The sequence below is a fragment of the Streptomyces sp. NPDC056883 genome, assembly GCF_042788835.1.
GTDB lineage: Bacteria > Actinomycetota > Actinomycetes > Streptomycetales > Streptomycetaceae > Streptomyces > Streptomyces stoeckheimensis.
The window spans coordinates 23,885-41,973 of record NZ_JBHUBS010000024.1 but is presented as its reverse complement, the minus strand read 5'-3'; the positions used below and the strand labels follow the sequence as shown (position 1 = coordinate 41,973).

Sequence of the window (18,089 nt, the reverse complement as noted above, 5' to 3'; positions counted from 1 at the left end):
GCTAGCGCGTACCGACCGGGAGGGAACCCGGATGTCGAAGCCCAGCCAGGTCGGAGAGCGACGGTTCGAGATCCCCGTCAGCCACGAGCTCTTACGCCAGCTCCAGGGCGCCCTGTGCATCAGGTGCGGAATCCAGGGTGGTCAGCTCTTTCCGGACGGGCAGGCGTTCACCATCTCCCCGGGAGATGCCGCTCCGATCACCTGGGATGTGCGTGCGCACGCGATGTGCGTCGGAGCCTCCCGGTGAGGGCCGAGTTCGTCAGGCGCGCCTGCTGCCTGGCCTCCCTCCGCGCGCACCTTCCCGCCGGCATGACGGGCGACGCCGTCGCCATACCGGCCCACCTAGGCGACCGCGTGCTGCACACGCTCGACGTCCTCTTCCCCCAACTGCGGCTCGTCGTGCTGGAAGAGCTGACCCGGGCCCGCACGTACTTCCTTGCCGAGCCCGGACAGGGAGGGGCCTGGGGAGAAGACGTCTGGACCCTCGACGCCGGAACCTGGCACACCCCCCACTCGCCGAGCCGACCCTGTGGAGACCTGACGGTCTGGCGGTGCCGCTCGGACGAAGGCGGCTGCGTACTGCCCGCCGCGGATCTACGGCGCGCGCTGCGCCTCGCGTATCCCACCTTCCGCTCGCCCGCCGCAGAGGCATCCGCGCAACAGAGCAACCCCGGAGGCATCTTGTGACGCCCGTAACCGCATCCCCCGGAGCCGGCCCCGAGAGCCGCCGGGTGTACGTGCTCGACCGAACCGCCACCGTGCCCACCATCGCCCGGCGCAGGGTCCGCGCCGCGCTCGTCGACTGGCAGGTACCCCCAGAGGACATCGACACAGCGGTGCAGGTGATTTCGGAGATCGCCACGAACGCGATCGAACACACCCTGTCCCGCCGCGTTTGCCTCGAAGTCGAGCGCTACCCCGACGAGATCCAGGTCGCGGTACGCGACAGCGGCCCCAGGCCCCAGGCTCCCCTCGCCGCCCGCACCGACGCGGGGATGGAGGAGGGCGGCCGCGGCCTGCTCCTGGTCCATGCCCTCGCGGCGCGGTGGGGGGCAGAGCCGGTACCGGGAAACGGTCTGCGGGTCTGGGCGACGATCCGGCCGGGGGGACCGGCATGAGCGTCTCCGCCCCCTTGCCGCCCGGTATCCGCCTGCTCGACAAGGTCGAGAAGGAGATAGTGCTGCTGATCGCGGCCGGGATCTCCACGACCGGACTCGTCGAAGCACTCGACGACCTCACGGACGGCAACGTCGCAACCCGAATCCGCAAGATCGCCGACAAGCTGGGCAGCCCGACCGTGGTCCGCAGCGGCTTGGTCTACCGCGCCCTCTGCCTCCGCCTGGTCGAGGAGCCCACCCCCCTGCCGCGGGTATCCCTGCCACGTCGCGAGCTCAAGATCCTCCATGGAGTCGCCCAGGGCCGGCCGCTGACCCGCATCGCCGAAGACCTCGACATGGAGGACTGGGACCTGAATCCGCTCGCCCTTCAAATGCGCAAGCGGCTCCGGGCCCAGGACTACGCCCACGCGGTGTACCAGGGCTGGCGAATGCAGCTGTTGACCCGAGACAGCCCCGGCATCCCGACCGGCGATACCCGGTCCTCCTCCCAGATCACCGCGGCGGCCTGGATGAAGCGCCCCCGTCCGTCGCGGTCCGTGGGCGTACAGCCGACGCCCACCACATCGCCCCCGGCCCCGGACGTCCCTCCGCGGCCCGGCCCGGGGGCGACGTGAACAGCACCGTGGACGCCGCACTGCCGCGCGCGCAGGCGGTTGCCGCCCGTCGAACGCCGGGCGCGATCCGCTGCACGCAGTGGGTCGCGCTGCCGGACGGCCGACAGCTCCTCGTGGGGGCCGAAGGGGCCGCGGATGCCGAGGCCGCCGTGCGCTGGCTCGTCGAGCGAGGCCACGCCACGGCGTCCGCCTTCGAAGACGACTGGGCCAACGCCCACAGCGACATCCTCCGGTCCCGGCTCGTGGCGGCGGACTTCGTCCAGCAGGCGCTGGACGCGCTGCGCGCAGGACACCGGCTCGTCCTGGAAGTGGCCGCGCCAGGCTGCCTCACCGAGTTCGTCATCGAACCCACCAATCTCTTCCGCTGACCGGTTCCGCACCCGAAGGAGAAGGGCACCACCATGTCCGACATCACGACCGATCAAGCCCCCAGCGCCCTACTCGGCAGTCCCCACCCCGCCCCGGCCGTGACCTCTGAGGAAGGCCGGGCCGAAGCCGAGAAGCTCACAGGCACACCGGCGACGTGGGAGCTCAAGGCAGACCGCAGTAGCACGACCGTGTGGCGGGTGACCGGTCCGATGGGCCAGTGGGCCCTGAAGGTCGGCCGCGGCGAGGGGACGGTCGTCGTTGCACGCGAGGCGGAGGTGCTCGCCCGAATCGGCGCGACCGTGCCGACAACCTCCTACGGTGCCCGGACCAAGAGCGGCGGAACCTCCACCAGCGCATGGCTGCTCACCCCTTGGCTGGAAGGGCCCTCCACCTGGGACGCTCTCCGCCCAGTCCGTGATGGGAAAGTCGACCAGCGGCAGGCGGCTCTGGCGGCCGCCGCCGATATGGCGGCCGCCGTGGGAGCGCTGCACCACGCCGGATGGGTTCACGGCGACATCCAGCCCCACCACTCCATCCACATGCCCGGCGGCGTACGTCTGATCGGCTGCTCGTGGGCGTGGAATACGAGCATCGCCCCCTCCAACGCCTTCCACGGCGGCCTGCTGCACCTCATGTCGCCCGAACTGATGACCCGAGCCGCAGCCGGACAAGGCCCGCTCGGCCCTACCCAGCCCGACGAGGTGTACGGCCTTGCCGCCAGCCTGTGGTGGGCCTCCACCGGCTCGTGGCCCCTGGACTACGCCCAGCTCGGAATCGACCCCGGCAAGTTCACGGCGAGCGCCCTGCGGCAGGTCCTCGTACGCCGTTGGCCCCCATTCGGCAACATCCCGGCCTGGCCACAACTGGAGGAGGTCCTGCGCGCCGTACTCACCGTCCGACCGGACGGACGGCCTTCGGCGCTCCACCTCGCCCAGTGGCTTCGGGCCTTGCCGGCGTAGCGGGAACAGGCGCGGCGCACGCGAAGGGGGACCCGATGATCTGTCGGGTCCCCCTTCGTCATGCCGAGCCACCACTACGCCAGCGCGGCCTCCTTCGTCGCCTCGTTCGCGTCGGTAGACCGTTGGTGCCCGATGACGGGTTCCTCGTCCCCCTGACGCCCGTGGGCGACGGCCAAAGCCGCCGATCCCTCCGCCGGCTGATGCTGCGGCGCAGGCTCTGGAGCCGCAGCCGCTTCGCGGCGGGTACGCTCCGCCTCCGCTGCGGTGACCCGCAGTTCGGGCAGGAGCTGCTTGACGGCCGTGCGCACCGCACCCGGCTTCAGGAGACCCTCCTGCTTTCCGTCGCTGTCGACACCCAGCCCGGCGCCCCTGCCGAGCGCCATGTTGGCCCGGTATGCCGCCCCGTTCGCAACCTGGGCGTTGGGGTCCAGCACACTCAGGTCACCGGCAAGGATCTGCGCCACCAGAGCGTCACGCAACTGATCCTTCTTCGGCATGGTGCTGGAGGTGACCAACGGCTGGACCGTCGCCGGCCGGACCGGGGACGGAACGGGAGCCGGGGAAGGCGCGGGTGCCGGCGCCTGCACCGGGACGACTATCGGTCCGGCGACCGCACCGCTGGGCTCCGCGACGGGAGCGACCGCCGTGGTGTGCTGAACCGGAGCAGGCCGCAGCTCGCGCGGCGCGGCCTCCACGCGGGGAGCGGGTGCCGCCCGGGGAAGCTCCTGGGGAACTGGCCGCGGCTCTGCGCGTGAAGTCTCCACCTCCACCATCGGAGCTGATCCTGGAGCTGTCGCCGGTGCGGGGGCCGGGTTGCGGGAGCCGGGTGCACGGACGTACTGCAAGGTGTCGTGCAGATCCTTCCGCCACTGCTTCCACATCTCCCGGGGATAGCCGATGAAGGGAACCCACAACAGCAGGCTGTAGCCCCGCTCTGCGTTCTTCCTTTTCTTCTTCGGGTACTTGCCCAGGACCAGCTGCTCGACCTTCTTGAGCAAGGACTCCAGGAAGATTGCGTACACCAGGGGCGGGATGACCGCGACGAGCCGACCGCCGAGGGTGGGAGACTGCCCGGCCCCGTGCGGGGTGTGCAGCAGGTTCATCACGGCCGAGGCCACGATGAATCCGACCAGGTAGAGGCGGGTCAGTTGGCTCGACCGTGCCGTCAGCGCCTCGAACAGCCTTAGCAGTGACAGGCCGAGAGCACCGGCATCCAGCAAGAGAGCGAAGCCCGTTGCAGCGGTCCATGAGCCTCCGTTGCGGTCGAAGGCGTACGCCTTTTGGGCGCCGAAGCTGAGCCAGGCCGCGATGCCTGCGATGCAGAAGATGATGATGAAGCTGACCGAGAGGCTGATGACCGCGAGGCGCCGCCGCCACGTCTTGCGTCGCTCTTCCGCCAACTTCTCGCGGTCGTCCGCAGAGAGCTTGTCCTGCTCGCGCGTGCGGCGGGACCGGAGCACCAGGGCGACGATGCCGAGGACACACAGCGCCGCGAAGCCGATCCCGGCGGGCAGCAGGAACTTCTCGTCCATCATCGGAGGCAACCCTTCTCCCTGTTCGCGGCCGCAGCCGCGGGCGGGATGGGCCTGCGGCTGGTCTCCGCCGCCTGGTGACGCATGGACACTCCGATCATCGGTTTCGGGGCTTGGGCTCCATAACCCTAGGCCGCGACACCCACAGCCCCTGATACCGCAGCATCCTCCTCCAACTCGACAACCGCGGCCGCACCTTTTCGAGGGCCCCCGGTCGTGGAAAAGCCTGTGGACCTGTATCGCGCGATACAGGTCCACAGGGCGCGAAGTTGTATCGCGCGATACAGGTTGTCGGACAAGCTACGGCGTCGCCCCGCCCTCGCCGAGTTCGGAGAGGATGGTGCGGGCGATCAGCAAGGAGACTTCGGGCTGGGCCCGCGCGACTTCGCGGACCCTTCCCTCGTCGAAGGTCCCGGGGCTGGCCTGGAACCGCAGCACCGGCGTGGCGGAGGACTCGCCGGCCTCGTCGTCACCGCCCGCAGGGTCGCCTGCAAGCCCCAGTTGGTCACGGATCTTCTCAAGGTTCGGTGCGCTCGTATCGCCCGTCCCTGCTGCCGTCGTCCACACCAGACGCACCTTCACCTGGCCGTGATTGGTCAGCACGGGAGAGAGCGCGTCGATCTGCCGCACACCGAGAACCCCCACGTTCAGCCCTTCCAGGGCTTCCAGCAGAGGCTCCTCCTTGACCATGCGGAATGCGTGTTGCCGGGAGACCTTGACCGCTCGGAGCCATGCCGACCACGAGCGGCACGGCTTGCCGGTCGCGGGATCGGTGATGTCCTGCCAGGAATCGCTGGCCTTCGCCAGCCGGACCGCTGGCCCCGCGTAATGGAAGTAGGCGGCAAGGGCCCGGCTCTCCATCGCGTCGCGCAGGGTCTGAGCCGCGTGCAGCCGCTTCTCGCAGGCGGTGATGATCTCGCCCTTCGTGCCCGCCTCAGGCAGCTCCTCGACGAGTGCCTGATGGATGGCAGTGGGCAGCCCTTCGGATACGGCCGTGGGGATGGCCGGCTCTGTAGACGGTGCGGACGATTCGGCGGAGTGCCCGTCTGCTTGTGCAGGGAGCTGGGATGCTGCGGCGGACTGTCCCGTCTGGCCGACCGTTTCGGGCGTGACGTGCACAGGGAAGCCGGTCAGCGGCGGGAGAACGTTACGTCCGTTGACCGGCTGGGCCGTCGGGTCCTGGGCAGATGGCCCGGTGGGAATCTGAGCTCCTTTCACGACCATCAGACAGATACCCTCTCCAGCTCGCGCCTGATGATGAGGCCCGTACCGAGGGCCTCATCCCGGGTGATGATCTCAGACTCAACCAAGAGCGGAATGAAGTTGGTCAGGTCCTTCCAGCGGGGCCGCTCCTTGTCGGCGATGGTCTGCGCCCTGTCTTCGAAGGCCGTTGCCGGCCCTGGGATGCGGCCGTACGTCCGCTTGTAGGCGACCAGCATGGGGATCTCGGTGTCGAGCAACGGGTAAGGGCCACCCGCCTGGTCCTCGGCGAGTAGCCGCTCTCGTGCGTCAATGCGGTCGTTGCTGTTCTCGCAGCGGCTGAGCACGAAGTACATCGACAAGGGCTTGCCCGTGGTGTTGAGGGCCGCACCCATGAGTACGGCCTGCCGCGTCTGGGGTGCCTGCTCGGTGTCGCCCTCGTCGGCACACAGCGGGATGAGCAGGATGTTGACGCGTCGGCATGCTGCCAGGAAGCACTCGTAGTTGCCGCCGCCGACGTCGACCACGATGTCGTCGACGTCGCCGCGAGCGATGATCTTGTCGATCTCTTCATCGAGTTCGGCGAACGGAAATCGGATGACTTCGAAGGGCCATGGGAAGTAGCCCCGCATCTTGGCCTTCACGGGCCACTTGCTGCTCGTCTGGCTGGCACTGTCGGCGTCGAACACCACCACCTTGCGGCCGAGGACGATCGCGAGGAACAGGGCGATCAGCATGGCCAGTCGCGTCTTTCCTGTACCGCCCTTCAGGGCGCCAACTGCGATGACGCGGGTCGTCTTCCGGGGCACGGTTTCGGTGTCCGGAGGCCCGCTAGGCTCAGGGATAGGTGTCGTCACGATCTTCCTCGCATGGGTGGATTCTGGCGGTTGGCCTGAACCGGCCCCCGTCTCTGGCAGGAGGCGGGCGCCGAGCGCTTCCCGGGAGCGAGCGTATCCGCGTGAGCTTCTCGGGACGGGGAAGACCGCGTGCATTGGATTCAACGACCAGTCTGTGGCCCGACTCGACCGGCATGACGAAGGCCCCCACCGCGCGCGGTGGGGGCCTTCGTCATGCCGGTCGAGCGGAGAGGCGAGAGGCCCCGGTCGCCATGGTCCCTGAAGCGAGTGCGTGAAGCGCTGCGGGGGAGATCGAGGTGACCGTCGGGTTGATGAAGGTGGTCAACTTGGCGATGTACTCCTCCGGGGTGAGTCCGAGGGACTCGGCTACGCGCTCCACCAGGCTCGGTTCGTGGTCGATCGTCACGGCAGGTCCTCCAGCTCGATGTCCGGGTACAGGGCGCGGAGCCGGTCGGGCTCGCCCGTGATCACCGGCCACTGCCTGGCGGCCGCCAGGTAGGCGACGTGGCCGGCCGTGGTGCTGGCCGTGCTTGCGGTGTTCGAGCGCAGAATGCCAGCGCCTCGTGCGTCAGCTTCATCCAGTGGCGCGACGGTCAGGAGGGGGAACTGGATGATGGCCGACAGGGCGTGACCGGCATCCGGTTTCAGGCCGGCGTACGCGTCGGACAGGGCCGTGGACGGCACTAGGAGCGGGATCACGCGCTGGTGGGCGATCGACAGCAGGGCCTGCATGTAGAGGCTCCCGCGAGCCGCGGCAGTGAGCGCCGTGGTGTCGAGGATGCGGCCGCCGATCACGCGGCGCTCTGTCCGGCGCTTCCCTGCCCGGCGCTGACGCCGAGAGCCCTCGCCGCCCACTCCAGGTGTTCGGCCTCCGGGCGATCGGCGGGGAAGAGCCGCGCAAGTACGGTGTCCACCTCGGCGGCCTCCTGTTCGCGCTGGAGTAGCGTCTGGATGTGTCCGGAGACGCTAGGGATCTCACCTGCGGTCTCCCGGGCCTTCAGCTGCTCCAGGACTTCCTGGGGGAGGGTGATCGCCGTCTTCTTCTTCGGAGGGGGCTTCGATTCGGTCATACCAGAGTCATACCGCATCGTTGGGCGGCTTGCGAGCCTTTCGAGTGAAGTCGTTGGCTGGAGCCAGCGGGGTCGCGATACCCTCGGCCTTCCGTTGGCTGCAACCAACAAGAGGGGTTCCGTTGACGACGTACGACGTCGACATGTTCGCCGCTGAAGTCGAGCAGCTCGTCCGCCAGGCCGACGAGGCCCAGGGAGCGGATCGCGTCGAGCTCCTGGCCCGCGCAGCCAGCAGCGCCATAGATCCCCTACGGCGCATCGAGCTGCTGATGCTCGTAGCGGATGCCGCAGGCCGCGCCGCTCACGGCGCCGCAGGGGCCGCCCGGCAGGGCGTGGGCAGGCCGGGGAACGCGCCGGTCACCTACAAGCAGATCGGTGCGGCGGCGGGCCTGTCCCCTGACGTCGTCTACCGGCAGCACACCCATGGGGAAGCCCTGTCCTGGCCAGCCGCGCGGCGGGGAGTGAACAACGGACGAACCGCCTCCAGCCGGGAAGCGGCACCGGCCAAGCGGGAAACTGGGGGAGAGGCAACTGCATGACCGAGGATGAAATCGCGCGAGGGGTCGCCCGTGGGCTCCAAGCCCACGAACACCGCCGCGCCGAAGGGCAAGCCCGTTCCCTGCTCGCGGGCCTCGCCATCCTGGCGACGGTCTTCGTCGTCTTCATCGTGGTGGTGACGTACGGGTGAGCCGACGCGGCGAGGTGTGACCGCACGGCGCGAGGGCCTGGACCGATCCGTCGATCCAGGCCCTCGTCGTGCCTTAAAAGAGAGCTCAGCCGTCGGCGCCGAGGTCCACGAGTCCGATCGCCTGCTCCAAGGCCGTTCCCGCTTGTTCCGTGACCGCCGGAGCCTCCCCTGACCGCTTCGCGTACGCCTGTGTTTCGCGCAAAACGCCGCGTACGTATACGAGCAGGTTGGCGCGCTCGGAGGCGCTGTGCCGGTCGTCCACTGCCTCGGTGAGCGACTCCCACCAGAACCCATCGTCTTCGGGGTCGACGAGGATTTCCCCGGCCTCGTAGTGCTTCAGCAGAGCCCGCGCGACCGTGTCGAGGTCGGCGTAGCGAGCTTCACCCGCCGCGATGAACCGAGCTTCTGCCAGGCGGGCCTCCATGGCCCGCTGGTCGATCAGGTGGGCGACCTGCGGCTGCCGCCGGTCTCCGGGGCGGCCGTTGACGGCGACGTACAGCCGCTTGCGGAGGTTCACCGCACTGCCCGGGTTCGGCTCCCCGAGCCGGTCCAGGTACCGCAGCACGAGGGCCATCTCCTTCCAGGACGTACCGCCGGCGCGGGCGTCGTCCAGCGCGGCGAGCTGGAAGGGATCGGCGGCCAGACGCAGCCACTCGGCCAGCTGCATCCGTAGTACCGCCGCCTTCCGGTACGGCTCCCCCGTGAGACGGCTGGCGTAATCCTGCGCGAAGGTGAGAACTCCGAACAGCTCGGCGTCGCCCGGCCATCGCTCCAGGTACGGCTCGTCCTTGCCGGCCTCGCGGTGCAGCTCGTACAACCGCGCGGCCAGCACGCGGGGCTGCTCCTCGGGAGCTTGTCGTACGGGCCGCGTTTCGCGGGCGGTCGGAGGGGGGGACCTGCGGGGACGTCGCATCGTCGTCTTGTCCCGTATCAGAGGTGCTTGGGCGCGAGGGTCAGGCGGTGGCCGTCCTTCAGTGCCTCGATGTCGTCGTAGTGATTGCGGGAAAGGCCGGACTCGACAGGCTTCGGATTGGCGGAGTCCCTGCCGTCCGGCCCCAACGCCACGAAGAAGACTGCGCTCAAGACACCGCACGCGATACCGAGGACGGTGCCCCACAGGAGCAGGAACCCGGCGTTCCGGGCCACGTAGGTATTTTCGGACCGCCGCGCCAGGATGGCGCCGATGCAGCCGGTCGCGATCATCAGCACCCCGGCGCCCACGCCGAGCCAGAGCGCCGGTTCGATCCAGGTCATGGTGGTGTCGATGGCTCCGGGGAGATCCTCACTGGCGCGCACGCGTACGTCCTCCGGGTTGGGTTGACGACGGGCTTGTCCCGTACGTCATTTCTCCAGAAAAGTTGCTCTGAGCTGCACGTTCTTCCTTTGCTGCACTCACCCGAGGGGTGGTCGCAGTCCGTAGCGTACCGCCTCCGACGCGTTTTTTTCCTACTAGGAAATGACATGCCCATGATTTAAACGCGGCCGCCGTGTGCTCGCGCATAACCGGAATTATGCGCGGCTTTTCGATCTTGAAAACGGGGCCTCCCGATGGTGTGCAGTTTTCGCATACCACTTGACCCGCCTCGGTGTGGACGTAGAAAATGAAATGCAGAAGCCGAAGACCATCGACATGGGGGAGACCTTGACCCTGCTGCACGAGCTGCACGAGCAGCTGGACGAACTCGACCGGGAGGAGGCGGGCCTGCACCAGCGCCGCGCGCTGCTCCTCCGCTCCTTCGTGAAGGAGGCCGGCGGTCTTACCAGCGCGGCCGCCCTGCTGGAGCTGGACCCCCGCGTCCTGGTCCAGCGTCAACGCCTGGAAGACCTCGCCATGGTCATCTACCGGGGAGTCGGCACCGGGACGGACGACGACGGGCGGGTCTACGGGGAGACCGGCCTGGACGACGCGACCCAGCGCCTCGCCGACGGGCGGTGGTGGCGGATCGCCCAGGTCAGCCGTACCAGAATCCGGCTCCTGGTCGTCGTCGACCGCGGTCAGGTCCGCCGGGTCTGGCCGGTCAAGGCGGGTGGCACCTGGGAGGTGAGCGCGGACGGCAAGGTCGCCCTCCCCCTCGCCGAGCACCCGCTGACCGGGCAGGAACTCGCTGTCCGCTACCCCGCGCTCGGCATCAACCTCGGAGACCACCGCCCCATGAGGCGCGGCCTGCTGCGCGAGTACGTCCCCGTCACACCGGAGCCCGCCAATGCGTGACAGTGACCCCGCCCTCATCCCGCTCACCGAAGCCTTCACCCAGGAGGCCACCTCGCCCAGGGAACCGGGACTGCCGGTCGCCAACCGGGCCACCGGAGAGATCTTCATTCTGGAGAGCCGGTGCAACACCTGCCTCCTGAACCCCGCGGCCAACGCTGTGCCCCTGCCCCCGGGCAGGAGGAAGCAGTTCACCGAGGAGGCGCGGTCCCACCCCGACGGCTACGTGGTTTGCCACAGCACCATGCCCCCGGTCTCCCCGCCCGGCACCCAGGAGGCCATGTGCCGCGGCTACACCGACTCCTACGGGCTCCCGGCTGCCGCGAAGGAAGCCATCGCCAGCGGCGTCGGCCACCTCGTCGAAATCCCGGCCCCCTCCCACCGGGTCGCGGACGTCTCGGTGGCCCGATGACCTATCCACCCGAGCCGGACGAGAAGCCTGGAGAGTACGAGCAGGCTCGTGATCACGCCCGTGCCACGGTCGGCCCCTACACCGCGGAGGAGCAGGTGACCGCCGAGAATGACCTGTCACTCCTACACGCTGATGCCTTCGCCCTGCGGCTACGAACCGATGCGGCGGAGGACCCTCCCACATTGGAGGAGTGGGGGGCCCACTACCGTCGGAAGGCCCCACTGCTGGTGCGGCTCTCTCTGGCTGACCCCCTGCGTTACGAGGCCCTAGCCCGCGAAGCCCTGGCGCGGTGGCGGCTGGCCGAACGGCGGGAGATCGCCGCGCTCGCCGGCGCCGGACTCGCAGATGAGGTCGAAGGCTGGCTTCGCCAGCAGGGCGCCTGATCGCCCGCTCCGAAGGTGACCCCCTCACCAGTTCGCCGTAGGTTGGGGGATCACCGAGATCATGTTCAAGGGGAGAGTTCTATATGGGCAGCCTGGAGCCTCAGCTCAAAGCGGCGCTGCGCGCGGCCTGGCAGGAGACTACGGCTAAGGGTGCGGGCCTGACCGAGGACGCTTTCGGCGATGCGGCGGCGCGCGCTGAGATGGTGTACGAGGTCGTTCGCTTCTTCTATGACGAAGCCAAGTTCCGCACGCCAGGACCGGCTGAGGAGCGTGAGGAGCTGGCGAAGGTCGGCGATGCTGCGCGAGATTACGCGGATGCGATGTTCGCGCTCCGCAGCCGCCCTGATGCCATGTGACCTCGGTACGCGGGTCAAGCGCGCCTCCTGGGCGGCGCCGCGCGCATGACGGCCAGGACCACGCTTAAGGCGAGGCCCTGGTCTGCCCCGCCGGGGTAGACGCTCGGCCTCTGGGCCTCGGTGTGCTCAGGGTGTCCGCGGAGACGCCGATGCAGTCCGAAGGCTCCCAGAGCGTCGGGGGCCGGGACTCTGGACGTCCGGGATTTCGGCGGCCACGTCCCACTCGATCACGGGAATGCCGTGGTCTCTGTAGTACCGCTGTTTGACTCGCTTGCGCCGCTCGTACTCCTCCCGGCCGCGGACCCCGTACACCTCGACGTAGGTGGCAGGATCGGTATCCCTCAGCACGAAGTCCGGGAACACGTCCTCGTTCGCGGCGTCGTACCGCAGAGGCTTGGTGAAGGGACGCCTCGCCGCGATGAGGTGGTCGGCCATCCTCACTTCGTACGAGGAGTCGGCGGGGATGTACGAACCGTTCGTCAGCATCAGAGCCATGTTGGAAACGGTCAGGTATCCCTTGGGGTGGCGGTCGACCAGGGCCAGGGCGATCCGGCGAGCGCTCGGGCCGGCGGCGTCGGAGAAGACGTGCGGGTGCGAACGCCGGACGCGCTCCGCAAGCGCTGCGGAGGCGAATAGAGGGCGCCGTTGGTGAGCGAGCGAAATCCTGACCCCGAACTGAGTCGGCTCCACCGCCCGAGCCTCTCCCAAGATCAGCCCGCGGTATTCGCTGGAGCCACGACGCCCAAGCCGCTCCTCGAAGGCCGCCAGTTCGGTCTCGTTGCGGACCGCGTTCTCGGGCCGGAACGGGGGAACGATGTGCAAGGCGCTGGCAGCGGGCTGGCCGTTGATGGAACAGGTGTCGACCTGCATTTCCAGCCCCGCATGGCAGTCCCGCCAGGTGACGGATTCGCCTGGCTCCCAAGACGTGAGCCGGGCCTCTTCCCACAGCCAGTGCAGGAGACCGAGCAGACCCACGGCCCTGCGTGACGGGCCGGCAGGTGCCTCGGAGGCGCGAGGTGCACGCCCTGGCGTCGGAGCTTCGAGCTGTCGGCGCAGAGGGGCCGCGAACCGGATGGACGTCCCGACTCCCGATTCCTTGATCGCTTCGGAGGCGTATCCGCTTCGCCCTGTGAGCGATGGAGCGATCTTGTGGAAAGGGCATCGGGCGAGGTGCTGGTCGCCCTCGCCGGGCCACCCCGCGACGTGATACCGGCCGGAGCGGGTCGCTCGGATGACGAGCCGCAGCCTCCAAGTCGGGCGGCACAGGCACAGTGCATGCCCGACCTCTGAGCGTGCGCGTTCAAACAATCGGGCGTACGACACCGGATTGTCGCGAATGGCGCCGAGGTCTACGGTCCGCCCGGCCAGTTGGATTCGTGCGGGGAGCCGCGGCCCTCGACCGTCTCCGTGCGGCGTCTTCTGTGGATGATCCATGTCTCCATGGTGCCCAACGTCGGACAGGGCGCTCCCTTCGGTGATGTACCACCTTTGAGCGTTCTGGTTGCGGTTCTGGGCTGTCCCGCGAGGAGTCGGAGCCCGAGCGGTCGGCGGGCGGTGAGAACGCCACGGCGGAGCGTGCGGTCTACGAACGTCTTGACCGGGGGATGTGGGTCCAACCCGACCCCCGACGAGCATGGCCGGGAACCCTGACGGGTGCTGGGCTGATCACGACTTCTTGGAGTCAGAGGGGTTGAAGGGCAGCGCGAATGCTTGCGCGGCTGTCGGCCGTGGCCGCGACCTTCGGAGCGGTCCCGAGTTCGATGTCGAGCTCGCGCAGGCGGTCGCCGACGCGGGTGGAGGTGATGGTGCCCATCAGGTTCAGGGCGGCGGCGGTAGCGGTGCTGGCGGCTTCGGGCTCGTCGGCGCGGACGTAGGCGCGCGCCAAGGCGATCTGGTCGAAGGCGCGGCTGCGGACCCGGTCGCTGGGCCGGTCGGTGGTGCCCTGCGCGATCAGGTTGATGGCGTTGCCGATCCGGCCGGGTGCGTGTTCGGCGGCTTCGAACTCGCAGACCCCGGCGGTGACGCGGAATTCGGCGAGGTCGAACCAGGCGGCCCAGCCGGGGGTCGTGGTGGTGTCTTCGTCGGCGAGGGCCTGTTCGGCGGCCCCGGTGGCGCGGGTCATCTCCTCGATGTGTCCGAGGGCCGCGTGGGAGCGGGCTTCGAGCGAGCACAGCAGGGCGCGTAGCCGGCCGGAGCGGAGTTTGCGGGTGCCGTACTGGGCGGCCTGGACGAGGTCGAGGGCGTCGTCGGTTCGTCCGAGGTGGTTGGCCTGGCGGGCGAGGCAGTTCATCAGGTGCCCGCCGATCCCGGCACCGTCTGGGCCGGCCTGCTTGGCGGCTTGCAGGCCGAGGAGGAGGTAGTTCTGGGCGTCGGCGTGGGCGCCGGCGTCATGGGTCATCCATCCGGCGACGGAGGCGAGTTCCGCGACGGCGACGAACAGGGCGCGGCCGGTCTCCTCGGTGTAGGTGCCTGTGCGGGTCAGGTGGGTGACGTGCTGGAGCTGTCCGACGACCGCGAGGCGGGACAGGCCGCCGCCGTGCGCGTTGTCCAGTTCGCGGAACGCGTCGGTGGTCGCTTCGATCCGGGCGACGTCCGACAGGCCGAGGCGGGTTCCGGGCTGATCGGGGGCGGGCAGGGGTTCGAGGTTGTGCAGGTGCAGCCAAGGCTGGACGGCATTGATCAAGGCGGCGCCGGTGAGGTGGGGCGCGCGGGACGGGGTGCGGTCGTCGGTCACGGCATCGCTCCGGGTGGTGTCGAGTATGGCGGCCACGACCGTGCGCGCGGACCACGCCTCTCCTCTCCGGACCGCTGGCACTCCGGCGGAGGCCAGACCTAGATCGGCCGGGGTGAGCGTCTGCCCAGGACACAGGTTGCTCATCGCCTCGGCCAAGAACCCGGGGACGGGGTGGCGGGGCCTCTCCCCCTTGGTGATCCACCGGGAGACACGGGAGCTGTCGGGCTTGATGTCGTGCCGTCCGTGCCCGGCTGCCACTCGGCCGACTTCCGCCGCGATCTGGCTGTAGCTGGCTCCGAAGATGCGCGCCCAGTACGCGAGAGCCTCATTGGGTCGTCCTGCCGGCTGCGCCACCGTGTCCACCTGATCCGAGTAAGGGAGAAGGGCAGGGTCAGAGGTGCGCTTCCAGGCTACGCCGAGCAGTGAACTATGGCCTGCTCTACGGCTGTTCGCAGCGATTCGCAGTGCCAACGCACCACGGGTGTTGTCGCGGAGCGCAGGCAAGCGCAGCGGGGTTCGCCGTGGAGACGCAGCGGGTGGAGGGTGCCAACTGGTCTCAGCCCGGCAGCACGACGCCGAGTGCAAGGGGGAGGGGCTACAGCCGCCCTCCTGATCTGCTCTGTGGCCGACGCCCAGCTCGTTGCGCCGGCCACAGAGGAACTGATCCGACAGCCCTACACGAAGGAGTTCGTCATGAAGCACATCGAGACCGAGACCGTCCAGGCCGCCGCCGCTGTCCAGGCCGTCGCCACCGCCGAGGTCTTCACCACGCCCGAGGTCGCCGACTTCGGCGCCGTCGCCGAGGTCACCCTGGGCAGCGGCGGCTTCAACAACCCCGACCACACCATGTACTACCAGGGCTGATCCTCCGCCTGGCGCCGTGAGACGCCACCTCGGGTGAACGCGCGCCCGGGACGGCCAGCCCTCAACGGCTGGCCCGTTCCGGGCGCGCGTTGCCATTTTCTGAATGTCTCGCCAGCAGGGAGAGCCCGCCATGAGGTACGTCGCAGGCACGGTCACCCACACACCCCCGCTCACCACCGGGCCGCGCCCGCGGGGCGGACACGAGATCCACGACGACGGCACCCTGCGTGCCTGGACCGTCGAGTACGGCGCCCACGAGGTGCAGCGGGCGCTGTCCCGGGACGGCACCGCGGAGGTGATCCTCGTCGGGGACTGCCTGGCCAGCGCCGACGAGGTCCGTGACGCCGCGGACGCGGCCGCGCGCGGCCACTGGCACACCGCCAGCCGACTGCACGGCTCCTACCTGGGGATCGTCCGGGTCGGCCGCACCCTCCGGATTGCAGGCAGCCGGGCCGCCTCCGTCCAGGTCCACTGGGTCGCCGACGCGGCCGGTTCGGTGACGTGGTCGACGTCCGCCACCGCGCTCGCCGCCCTCGCCGGCGCCGCCCCGGATCCGCTCCGGCTGCTGGCCGAGGTCACCACATGGGGCGTGGAGCCGGGCGGCGACGGCTGGTTCGACGGCATCCACCGGGTCCCGCCCGGCACGGCGCTGACGCTCGCCCCCGGCGCCCCGCCCCAGGTCGAGCGGCTCCCCCTCCCGGCCAGAACCTCCTTCGCCGAGGCTGCCGCAGCCCTGCGCCACGAACTGCCGCTCGCGGTAGGCCACCGAGCCTTGTCCGGAAAGCCGGTGTCGGCGGATCTGTCCGGCGGCGTCGACTCCAGCACGATCACCTGCCTGGCCGCCGCGCACACCGATCTGACCGCCGTCACCTATGTGGATGCCGCGATGGCCGACCAGGACGACACCCGGTACGCGGCCGAGATCGCCGCCGCATATCCGGGCATCACACGGCACCTGGTCGACGGCCGCCTCGTCGGCAGCCGTCACTTCGACCGGCTGGAGGAGCCCGCCAGCATCCCGTTCACCGACGCGCCCGCCCTGAGCGTGGGCACGCTCGGCATCCTCGGGGCCCAGCTCGCACCCGCCATCGCCGCGGGCAGCACCGGGCACCTCACCGGCTGGGGCGGCGACAACGTCCTGGACGCCATCGCGTCACCGGCCGACCGCTACCGCTCTGGCGACCGCATCGCCGCCCTCCTCGACACCTACCGGCTTGCCCGGGACCGCCGCGGTGCCGCCCACCCCGTGCTGCGCGCCGTCACCGCCTCCGGACGCAGCAACCACTCCCGGGCGCTGGCCGACCTCGCCGACAAGGTCCTGGCCGGCACCGCCCTGCGCGTGCTGCCCGACACCGCCGACGTGGCCCGCTGGTGCGGACGGCTGACCGCCGCGCGCTGGCTCACCCCGGCCGGCCGCACCGCGCTCGCCGACCTCGTCGGGACCCGTGCCGCCGTGGCCGACAGCGCCGTCGGTCCCGGTGAACTACGCGAGCGCCTCGCACTGGAGGCCACGGGAACCGAGCACGCCGCTCTGGACACCCTCGCGCGGACCCTGTGGGGCCTGCCGATGCACGCCCCGTACCTGGACACCCGCATCGTGGACATCTGCCATGCCGTCCCCGCCTGGGAGCGGCGCCGTGCAGGCGACTTCAAGCCCCTGGCCCGCGCCGCCCTCACCGGTCTCGTGCACGCCCCGGTCCTGACCCGTCGCACGAAGACGGCGTTCAACGGCGTCTACGACGGCCTGCGCGTCAACGCCCACGTCCTACGTGATCTCCTGGCCAGCTCGGCGCTATCCGACGCCGGTCTCATCGACCCCGGCGCCGTCCTGGCCTCCCTGGACCGCACGATCCACGGCTCGCCCGCGGACCTCGGGAGCGTGCACGCCCTGGTCGCCGCCGAGCTGTGGCTCACCAACCTGCCCACCGCCTTCACGACGTGGTGGGAGCCGACACCGACCCGGGAGACTCTGCGATGATCGAGCCCAGCCTCCACGCCGCCCGCGGCCCAGTCGGCGCGGCCCTCCTGGACCTGGCGACCGGCCGGTGGACTCTCCTGGACCCCATCGCCGCCACCCTCCTCGACCTGCCCGCCGCTGGAGCCGAGCGGGACGCAGCCATCGAGGACGCCACCGCACGGTGGGCCGCGACCGGCGCCGCCCCGGACCGGGTCCGGGGCGATCTGACCCGAGCCGCCGCCGACCTCGACCGCCTTCGCGCCGGGCGTCCCGTCCACCAAAGCCCGCCCGCCCCGACGCCCATCGTCCTCTTCGCCCCCGCCGCCCGTCCGTCCCTGAGGGACCGCGCGGCCGCGGGCATCGGCCTGGCCGCGGCCCTACTGCTCCTGCGGGCCGTGCCGATCCGGCACGTCGTCACCGTCGCCCGTCTCTCAGCCCGGCTGCCCGGCCGGCCCGCCGGAGTCCGCGAAGCCGAAGCCGTCCTCGCCGCCGTCCGGACCGCGGGGGCTTGGTGGCCGGGGCGCGTTGCCTGCCTGGAGGAGTCCCTGGCCTGCCACCTGGCCGCAGCCCTCACCGGCCGCCGCGTCCGCTGGGTGCTGGGGGCCCGCTTCGCCCCGCGCGGCGCCCACGCCTGGGTGGAGACAGGCGGCCACGTCCTCGGGCAGGACGACCACGACCGGCCTTGGCCGTACCTGCCGGTCCTCACCATCAGCGATTCGAACGCGTGATGGACCAGGGGTAGTTGCGTATCCACCCGTATGGGTGAC

Annotated in this window: 25 protein-coding genes; 15 read left to right on the top strand and 10 right to left on the bottom strand. The window is 70.0% G+C overall.

Annotated elements, in window-relative coordinates:
- Positions 1 to 31: 31 nt before the first annotated feature.
- The 6 genes from ACFRU2_RS37205 to ACFRU2_RS37180 are packed head-to-tail and all read left to right on the top strand — an operon-like array spanning position 32 to position 3,060.
- Positions 32 to 247 carry a hypothetical protein gene (locus ACFRU2_RS37205; RefSeq protein ID WP_382980632.1) on the top strand — a complete coding sequence of 72 codons (216 nt, stop codon included), beginning with the start codon at positions 32 to 34 and terminating at the stop codon, positions 245 to 247.
- A complete protein-coding gene (locus ACFRU2_RS37200; RefSeq protein ID WP_382980631.1) occupies positions 244 to 687 on the top strand; it encodes a hypothetical protein in 444 nt (147 codons plus the stop codon). The genes ACFRU2_RS37205 and ACFRU2_RS37200 overlap by 4 nt, the downstream gene beginning before the upstream one ends.
- Positions 684 to 1,118, top strand: a complete 435-nt coding sequence (locus ACFRU2_RS37195; RefSeq protein WP_382980629.1) for an ATP-binding protein — start codon at positions 684 to 686, stop codon at positions 1,116 to 1,118. Before ACFRU2_RS37200 ends, ACFRU2_RS37195 begins: the two co-directional genes overlap by 4 nt.
- Positions 1,115 to 1,732 (top strand): hypothetical protein, encoded by a 618-nt coding sequence (locus ACFRU2_RS37190; protein ID WP_382980628.1) that lies wholly within the window; start codon positions 1,115 to 1,117, stop codon positions 1,730 to 1,732. The genes ACFRU2_RS37195 and ACFRU2_RS37190 overlap by 4 nt, the downstream gene beginning before the upstream one ends.
- Positions 1,729 to 2,100 carry a hypothetical protein gene (locus tag ACFRU2_RS37185; RefSeq protein ID WP_382980626.1) on the top strand — a complete coding sequence of 124 codons (372 nt, stop codon included), beginning with the start codon at positions 1,729 to 1,731 and terminating at the stop codon, positions 2,098 to 2,100. The genes ACFRU2_RS37190 and ACFRU2_RS37185 overlap by 4 nt, the downstream gene beginning before the upstream one ends.
- A gap of 33 nt (positions 2,101 to 2,133) precedes the next feature.
- Positions 2,134 to 3,060: a hypothetical protein gene (locus tag ACFRU2_RS37180; RefSeq protein WP_382980624.1), complete on the top strand. Its 927-nt coding sequence runs from the start codon at positions 2,134 to 2,136 to the stop codon at positions 3,058 to 3,060.
- 74 nt (positions 3,061 to 3,134) lie between these two features.
- Here ACFRU2_RS37180 and ACFRU2_RS37175 read toward each other — a convergent pair whose 3' ends face one another.
- The 6 genes from ACFRU2_RS37175 to ACFRU2_RS37150 all read right to left on the bottom strand — a co-directional run bounded on the left by ACFRU2_RS37175 (position 3,135) and on the right by ACFRU2_RS37150 (position 7,719).
- On the bottom strand, positions 3,135 to 4,595 hold the full coding sequence (locus ACFRU2_RS37175) for a DUF2637 domain-containing protein (RefSeq protein ID WP_382980622.1): 1,461 nt from the start codon (positions 4,593 to 4,595) through the stop codon (positions 3,135 to 3,137).
- Between the two features lie 297 nt (positions 4,596 to 4,892).
- Positions 4,893 to 5,816, bottom strand: a complete 924-nt coding sequence (locus ACFRU2_RS37170; RefSeq protein ID WP_382980620.1) for a hypothetical protein — start codon at positions 5,814 to 5,816, stop codon at positions 4,893 to 4,895.
- Positions 5,816 to 6,784 carry an AAA family ATPase gene (locus ACFRU2_RS37165; RefSeq protein ID WP_382980618.1) on the bottom strand — a complete coding sequence of 323 codons (969 nt, stop codon included), beginning with the start codon at positions 6,782 to 6,784 and terminating at the stop codon, positions 5,816 to 5,818. The genes ACFRU2_RS37170 and ACFRU2_RS37165 overlap by 1 nt, the downstream gene beginning before the upstream one ends.
- Positions 6,785 to 6,860: 76 nt before the next feature.
- Entirely contained in the window at positions 6,861 to 7,055 is a 195-nt protein-coding gene (locus ACFRU2_RS37160; protein WP_382980616.1) for a hypothetical protein, read from the bottom strand.
- On the bottom strand, positions 7,052 to 7,444 hold the full coding sequence (locus ACFRU2_RS37155) for a hypothetical protein (RefSeq protein ID WP_382980614.1): 393 nt from the start codon (positions 7,442 to 7,444) through the stop codon (positions 7,052 to 7,054). Before ACFRU2_RS37155 ends, ACFRU2_RS37160 begins: the two co-directional genes overlap by 4 nt.
- Complete coding sequence (locus tag ACFRU2_RS37150) at positions 7,441 to 7,719, bottom strand: hypothetical protein (protein ID WP_382980612.1); 279 nt, start codon at positions 7,717 to 7,719, stop codon at positions 7,441 to 7,443. Before ACFRU2_RS37150 ends, ACFRU2_RS37155 begins: the two co-directional genes overlap by 4 nt.
- A gap of 122 nt (positions 7,720 to 7,841) precedes the next feature.
- On the opposite strand from ACFRU2_RS37150, the gene ACFRU2_RS37145 reads away from it, so the two are divergent.
- Positions 7,842 to 8,258 carry a hypothetical protein gene (locus tag ACFRU2_RS37145; RefSeq protein ID WP_382980610.1) on the top strand — a complete coding sequence of 139 codons (417 nt, stop codon included), beginning with the start codon at positions 7,842 to 7,844 and terminating at the stop codon, positions 8,256 to 8,258.
- A complete protein-coding gene (locus tag ACFRU2_RS37140; protein ID WP_382980608.1) occupies positions 8,255 to 8,407 on the top strand; it encodes a hypothetical protein in 153 nt (50 codons plus the stop codon). Before ACFRU2_RS37145 ends, ACFRU2_RS37140 begins: the two co-directional genes overlap by 4 nt.
- A gap of 85 nt (positions 8,408 to 8,492) precedes the next feature.
- Here the strand turns inward: ACFRU2_RS37140 and ACFRU2_RS37135 are convergent, their stop codons facing one another.
- Positions 8,493 to 9,239 carry a hypothetical protein gene (locus ACFRU2_RS37135; protein WP_382980606.1) on the bottom strand — a complete coding sequence of 249 codons (747 nt, stop codon included), beginning with the start codon at positions 9,237 to 9,239 and terminating at the stop codon, positions 8,493 to 8,495.
- 98 nt (positions 9,240 to 9,337) lie between these two features.
- Positions 9,338 to 9,703, bottom strand: a complete 366-nt coding sequence (locus ACFRU2_RS37130; protein WP_382980604.1) for a hypothetical protein — start codon at positions 9,701 to 9,703, stop codon at positions 9,338 to 9,340.
- A gap of 310 nt (positions 9,704 to 10,013) precedes the next feature.
- Between ACFRU2_RS37130 and ACFRU2_RS37125 the strand changes: the two genes are divergently transcribed.
- The 4 genes from ACFRU2_RS37125 (at position 10,014) to ACFRU2_RS37110 (ending at position 11,767) form a co-directional block, all read left to right on the top strand.
- Positions 10,014 to 10,619, top strand: a complete 606-nt coding sequence (locus ACFRU2_RS37125) for a hypothetical protein (protein WP_382980602.1) — start codon at positions 10,014 to 10,016, stop codon at positions 10,617 to 10,619.
- Complete coding sequence (locus ACFRU2_RS37120; protein WP_382980600.1) at positions 10,612 to 11,028, top strand: hypothetical protein; 417 nt, start codon at positions 10,612 to 10,614, stop codon at positions 11,026 to 11,028. The genes ACFRU2_RS37125 and ACFRU2_RS37120 overlap by 8 nt, the downstream gene beginning before the upstream one ends.
- The gene (locus tag ACFRU2_RS37115; protein WP_382980598.1) at positions 11,025 to 11,411 is read left to right on the top strand and encodes a hypothetical protein; all 387 of its coding nucleotides are present in this window, start codon (positions 11,025 to 11,027) and stop codon (positions 11,409 to 11,411) included. The genes ACFRU2_RS37120 and ACFRU2_RS37115 overlap by 4 nt, the downstream gene beginning before the upstream one ends.
- Before the next feature lie 83 nt (positions 11,412 to 11,494).
- Positions 11,495 to 11,767, top strand: a complete 273-nt coding sequence (locus ACFRU2_RS37110) for a hypothetical protein (RefSeq protein WP_382980596.1) — start codon at positions 11,495 to 11,497, stop codon at positions 11,765 to 11,767.
- A 126-nt stretch (positions 11,768 to 11,893) separates the two neighbouring features.
- On the opposite strand, the gene ACFRU2_RS37105 is transcribed toward ACFRU2_RS37110, so the two are convergent.
- A complete protein-coding gene (locus ACFRU2_RS37105) occupies positions 11,894 to 13,201 on the bottom strand; it encodes a DUF1173 family protein (RefSeq protein WP_382980594.1) in 1,308 nt (435 codons plus the stop codon).
- 247 nt (positions 13,202 to 13,448) lie between these two features.
- Positions 13,449 to 14,501: a transcriptional regulator gene (locus tag ACFRU2_RS37100; RefSeq protein ID WP_382980592.1), complete on the bottom strand. Its 1,053-nt coding sequence runs from the start codon at positions 14,499 to 14,501 to the stop codon at positions 13,449 to 13,451.
- A gap of 693 nt (positions 14,502 to 15,194) precedes the next feature.
- Between ACFRU2_RS37100 and ACFRU2_RS37095 the strand changes: the two genes are divergently transcribed.
- The 3 genes from ACFRU2_RS37095 to ACFRU2_RS37085 all read left to right on the top strand — a co-directional run bounded on the left by ACFRU2_RS37095 (position 15,195) and on the right by ACFRU2_RS37085 (position 18,050).
- Complete coding sequence (locus ACFRU2_RS37095; protein WP_382980590.1) at positions 15,195 to 15,365, top strand: hypothetical protein; 171 nt, start codon at positions 15,195 to 15,197, stop codon at positions 15,363 to 15,365.
- Positions 15,366 to 15,495: 130 nt separating this feature from the next.
- Positions 15,496 to 17,343, top strand: coding sequence for an asparagine synthase-related protein (locus ACFRU2_RS37090; RefSeq protein WP_382980588.1), 1,848 nt, complete (start codon positions 15,496 to 15,498; stop codon positions 17,341 to 17,343).
- On the top strand, positions 17,340 to 18,050 hold the full coding sequence (locus ACFRU2_RS37085) for a lasso peptide biosynthesis B2 protein (protein ID WP_382980586.1): 711 nt from the start codon (positions 17,340 to 17,342) through the stop codon (positions 18,048 to 18,050). Before ACFRU2_RS37090 ends, ACFRU2_RS37085 begins: the two co-directional genes overlap by 4 nt.
- Positions 18,051 to 18,089 lie beyond the last annotated feature (39 nt).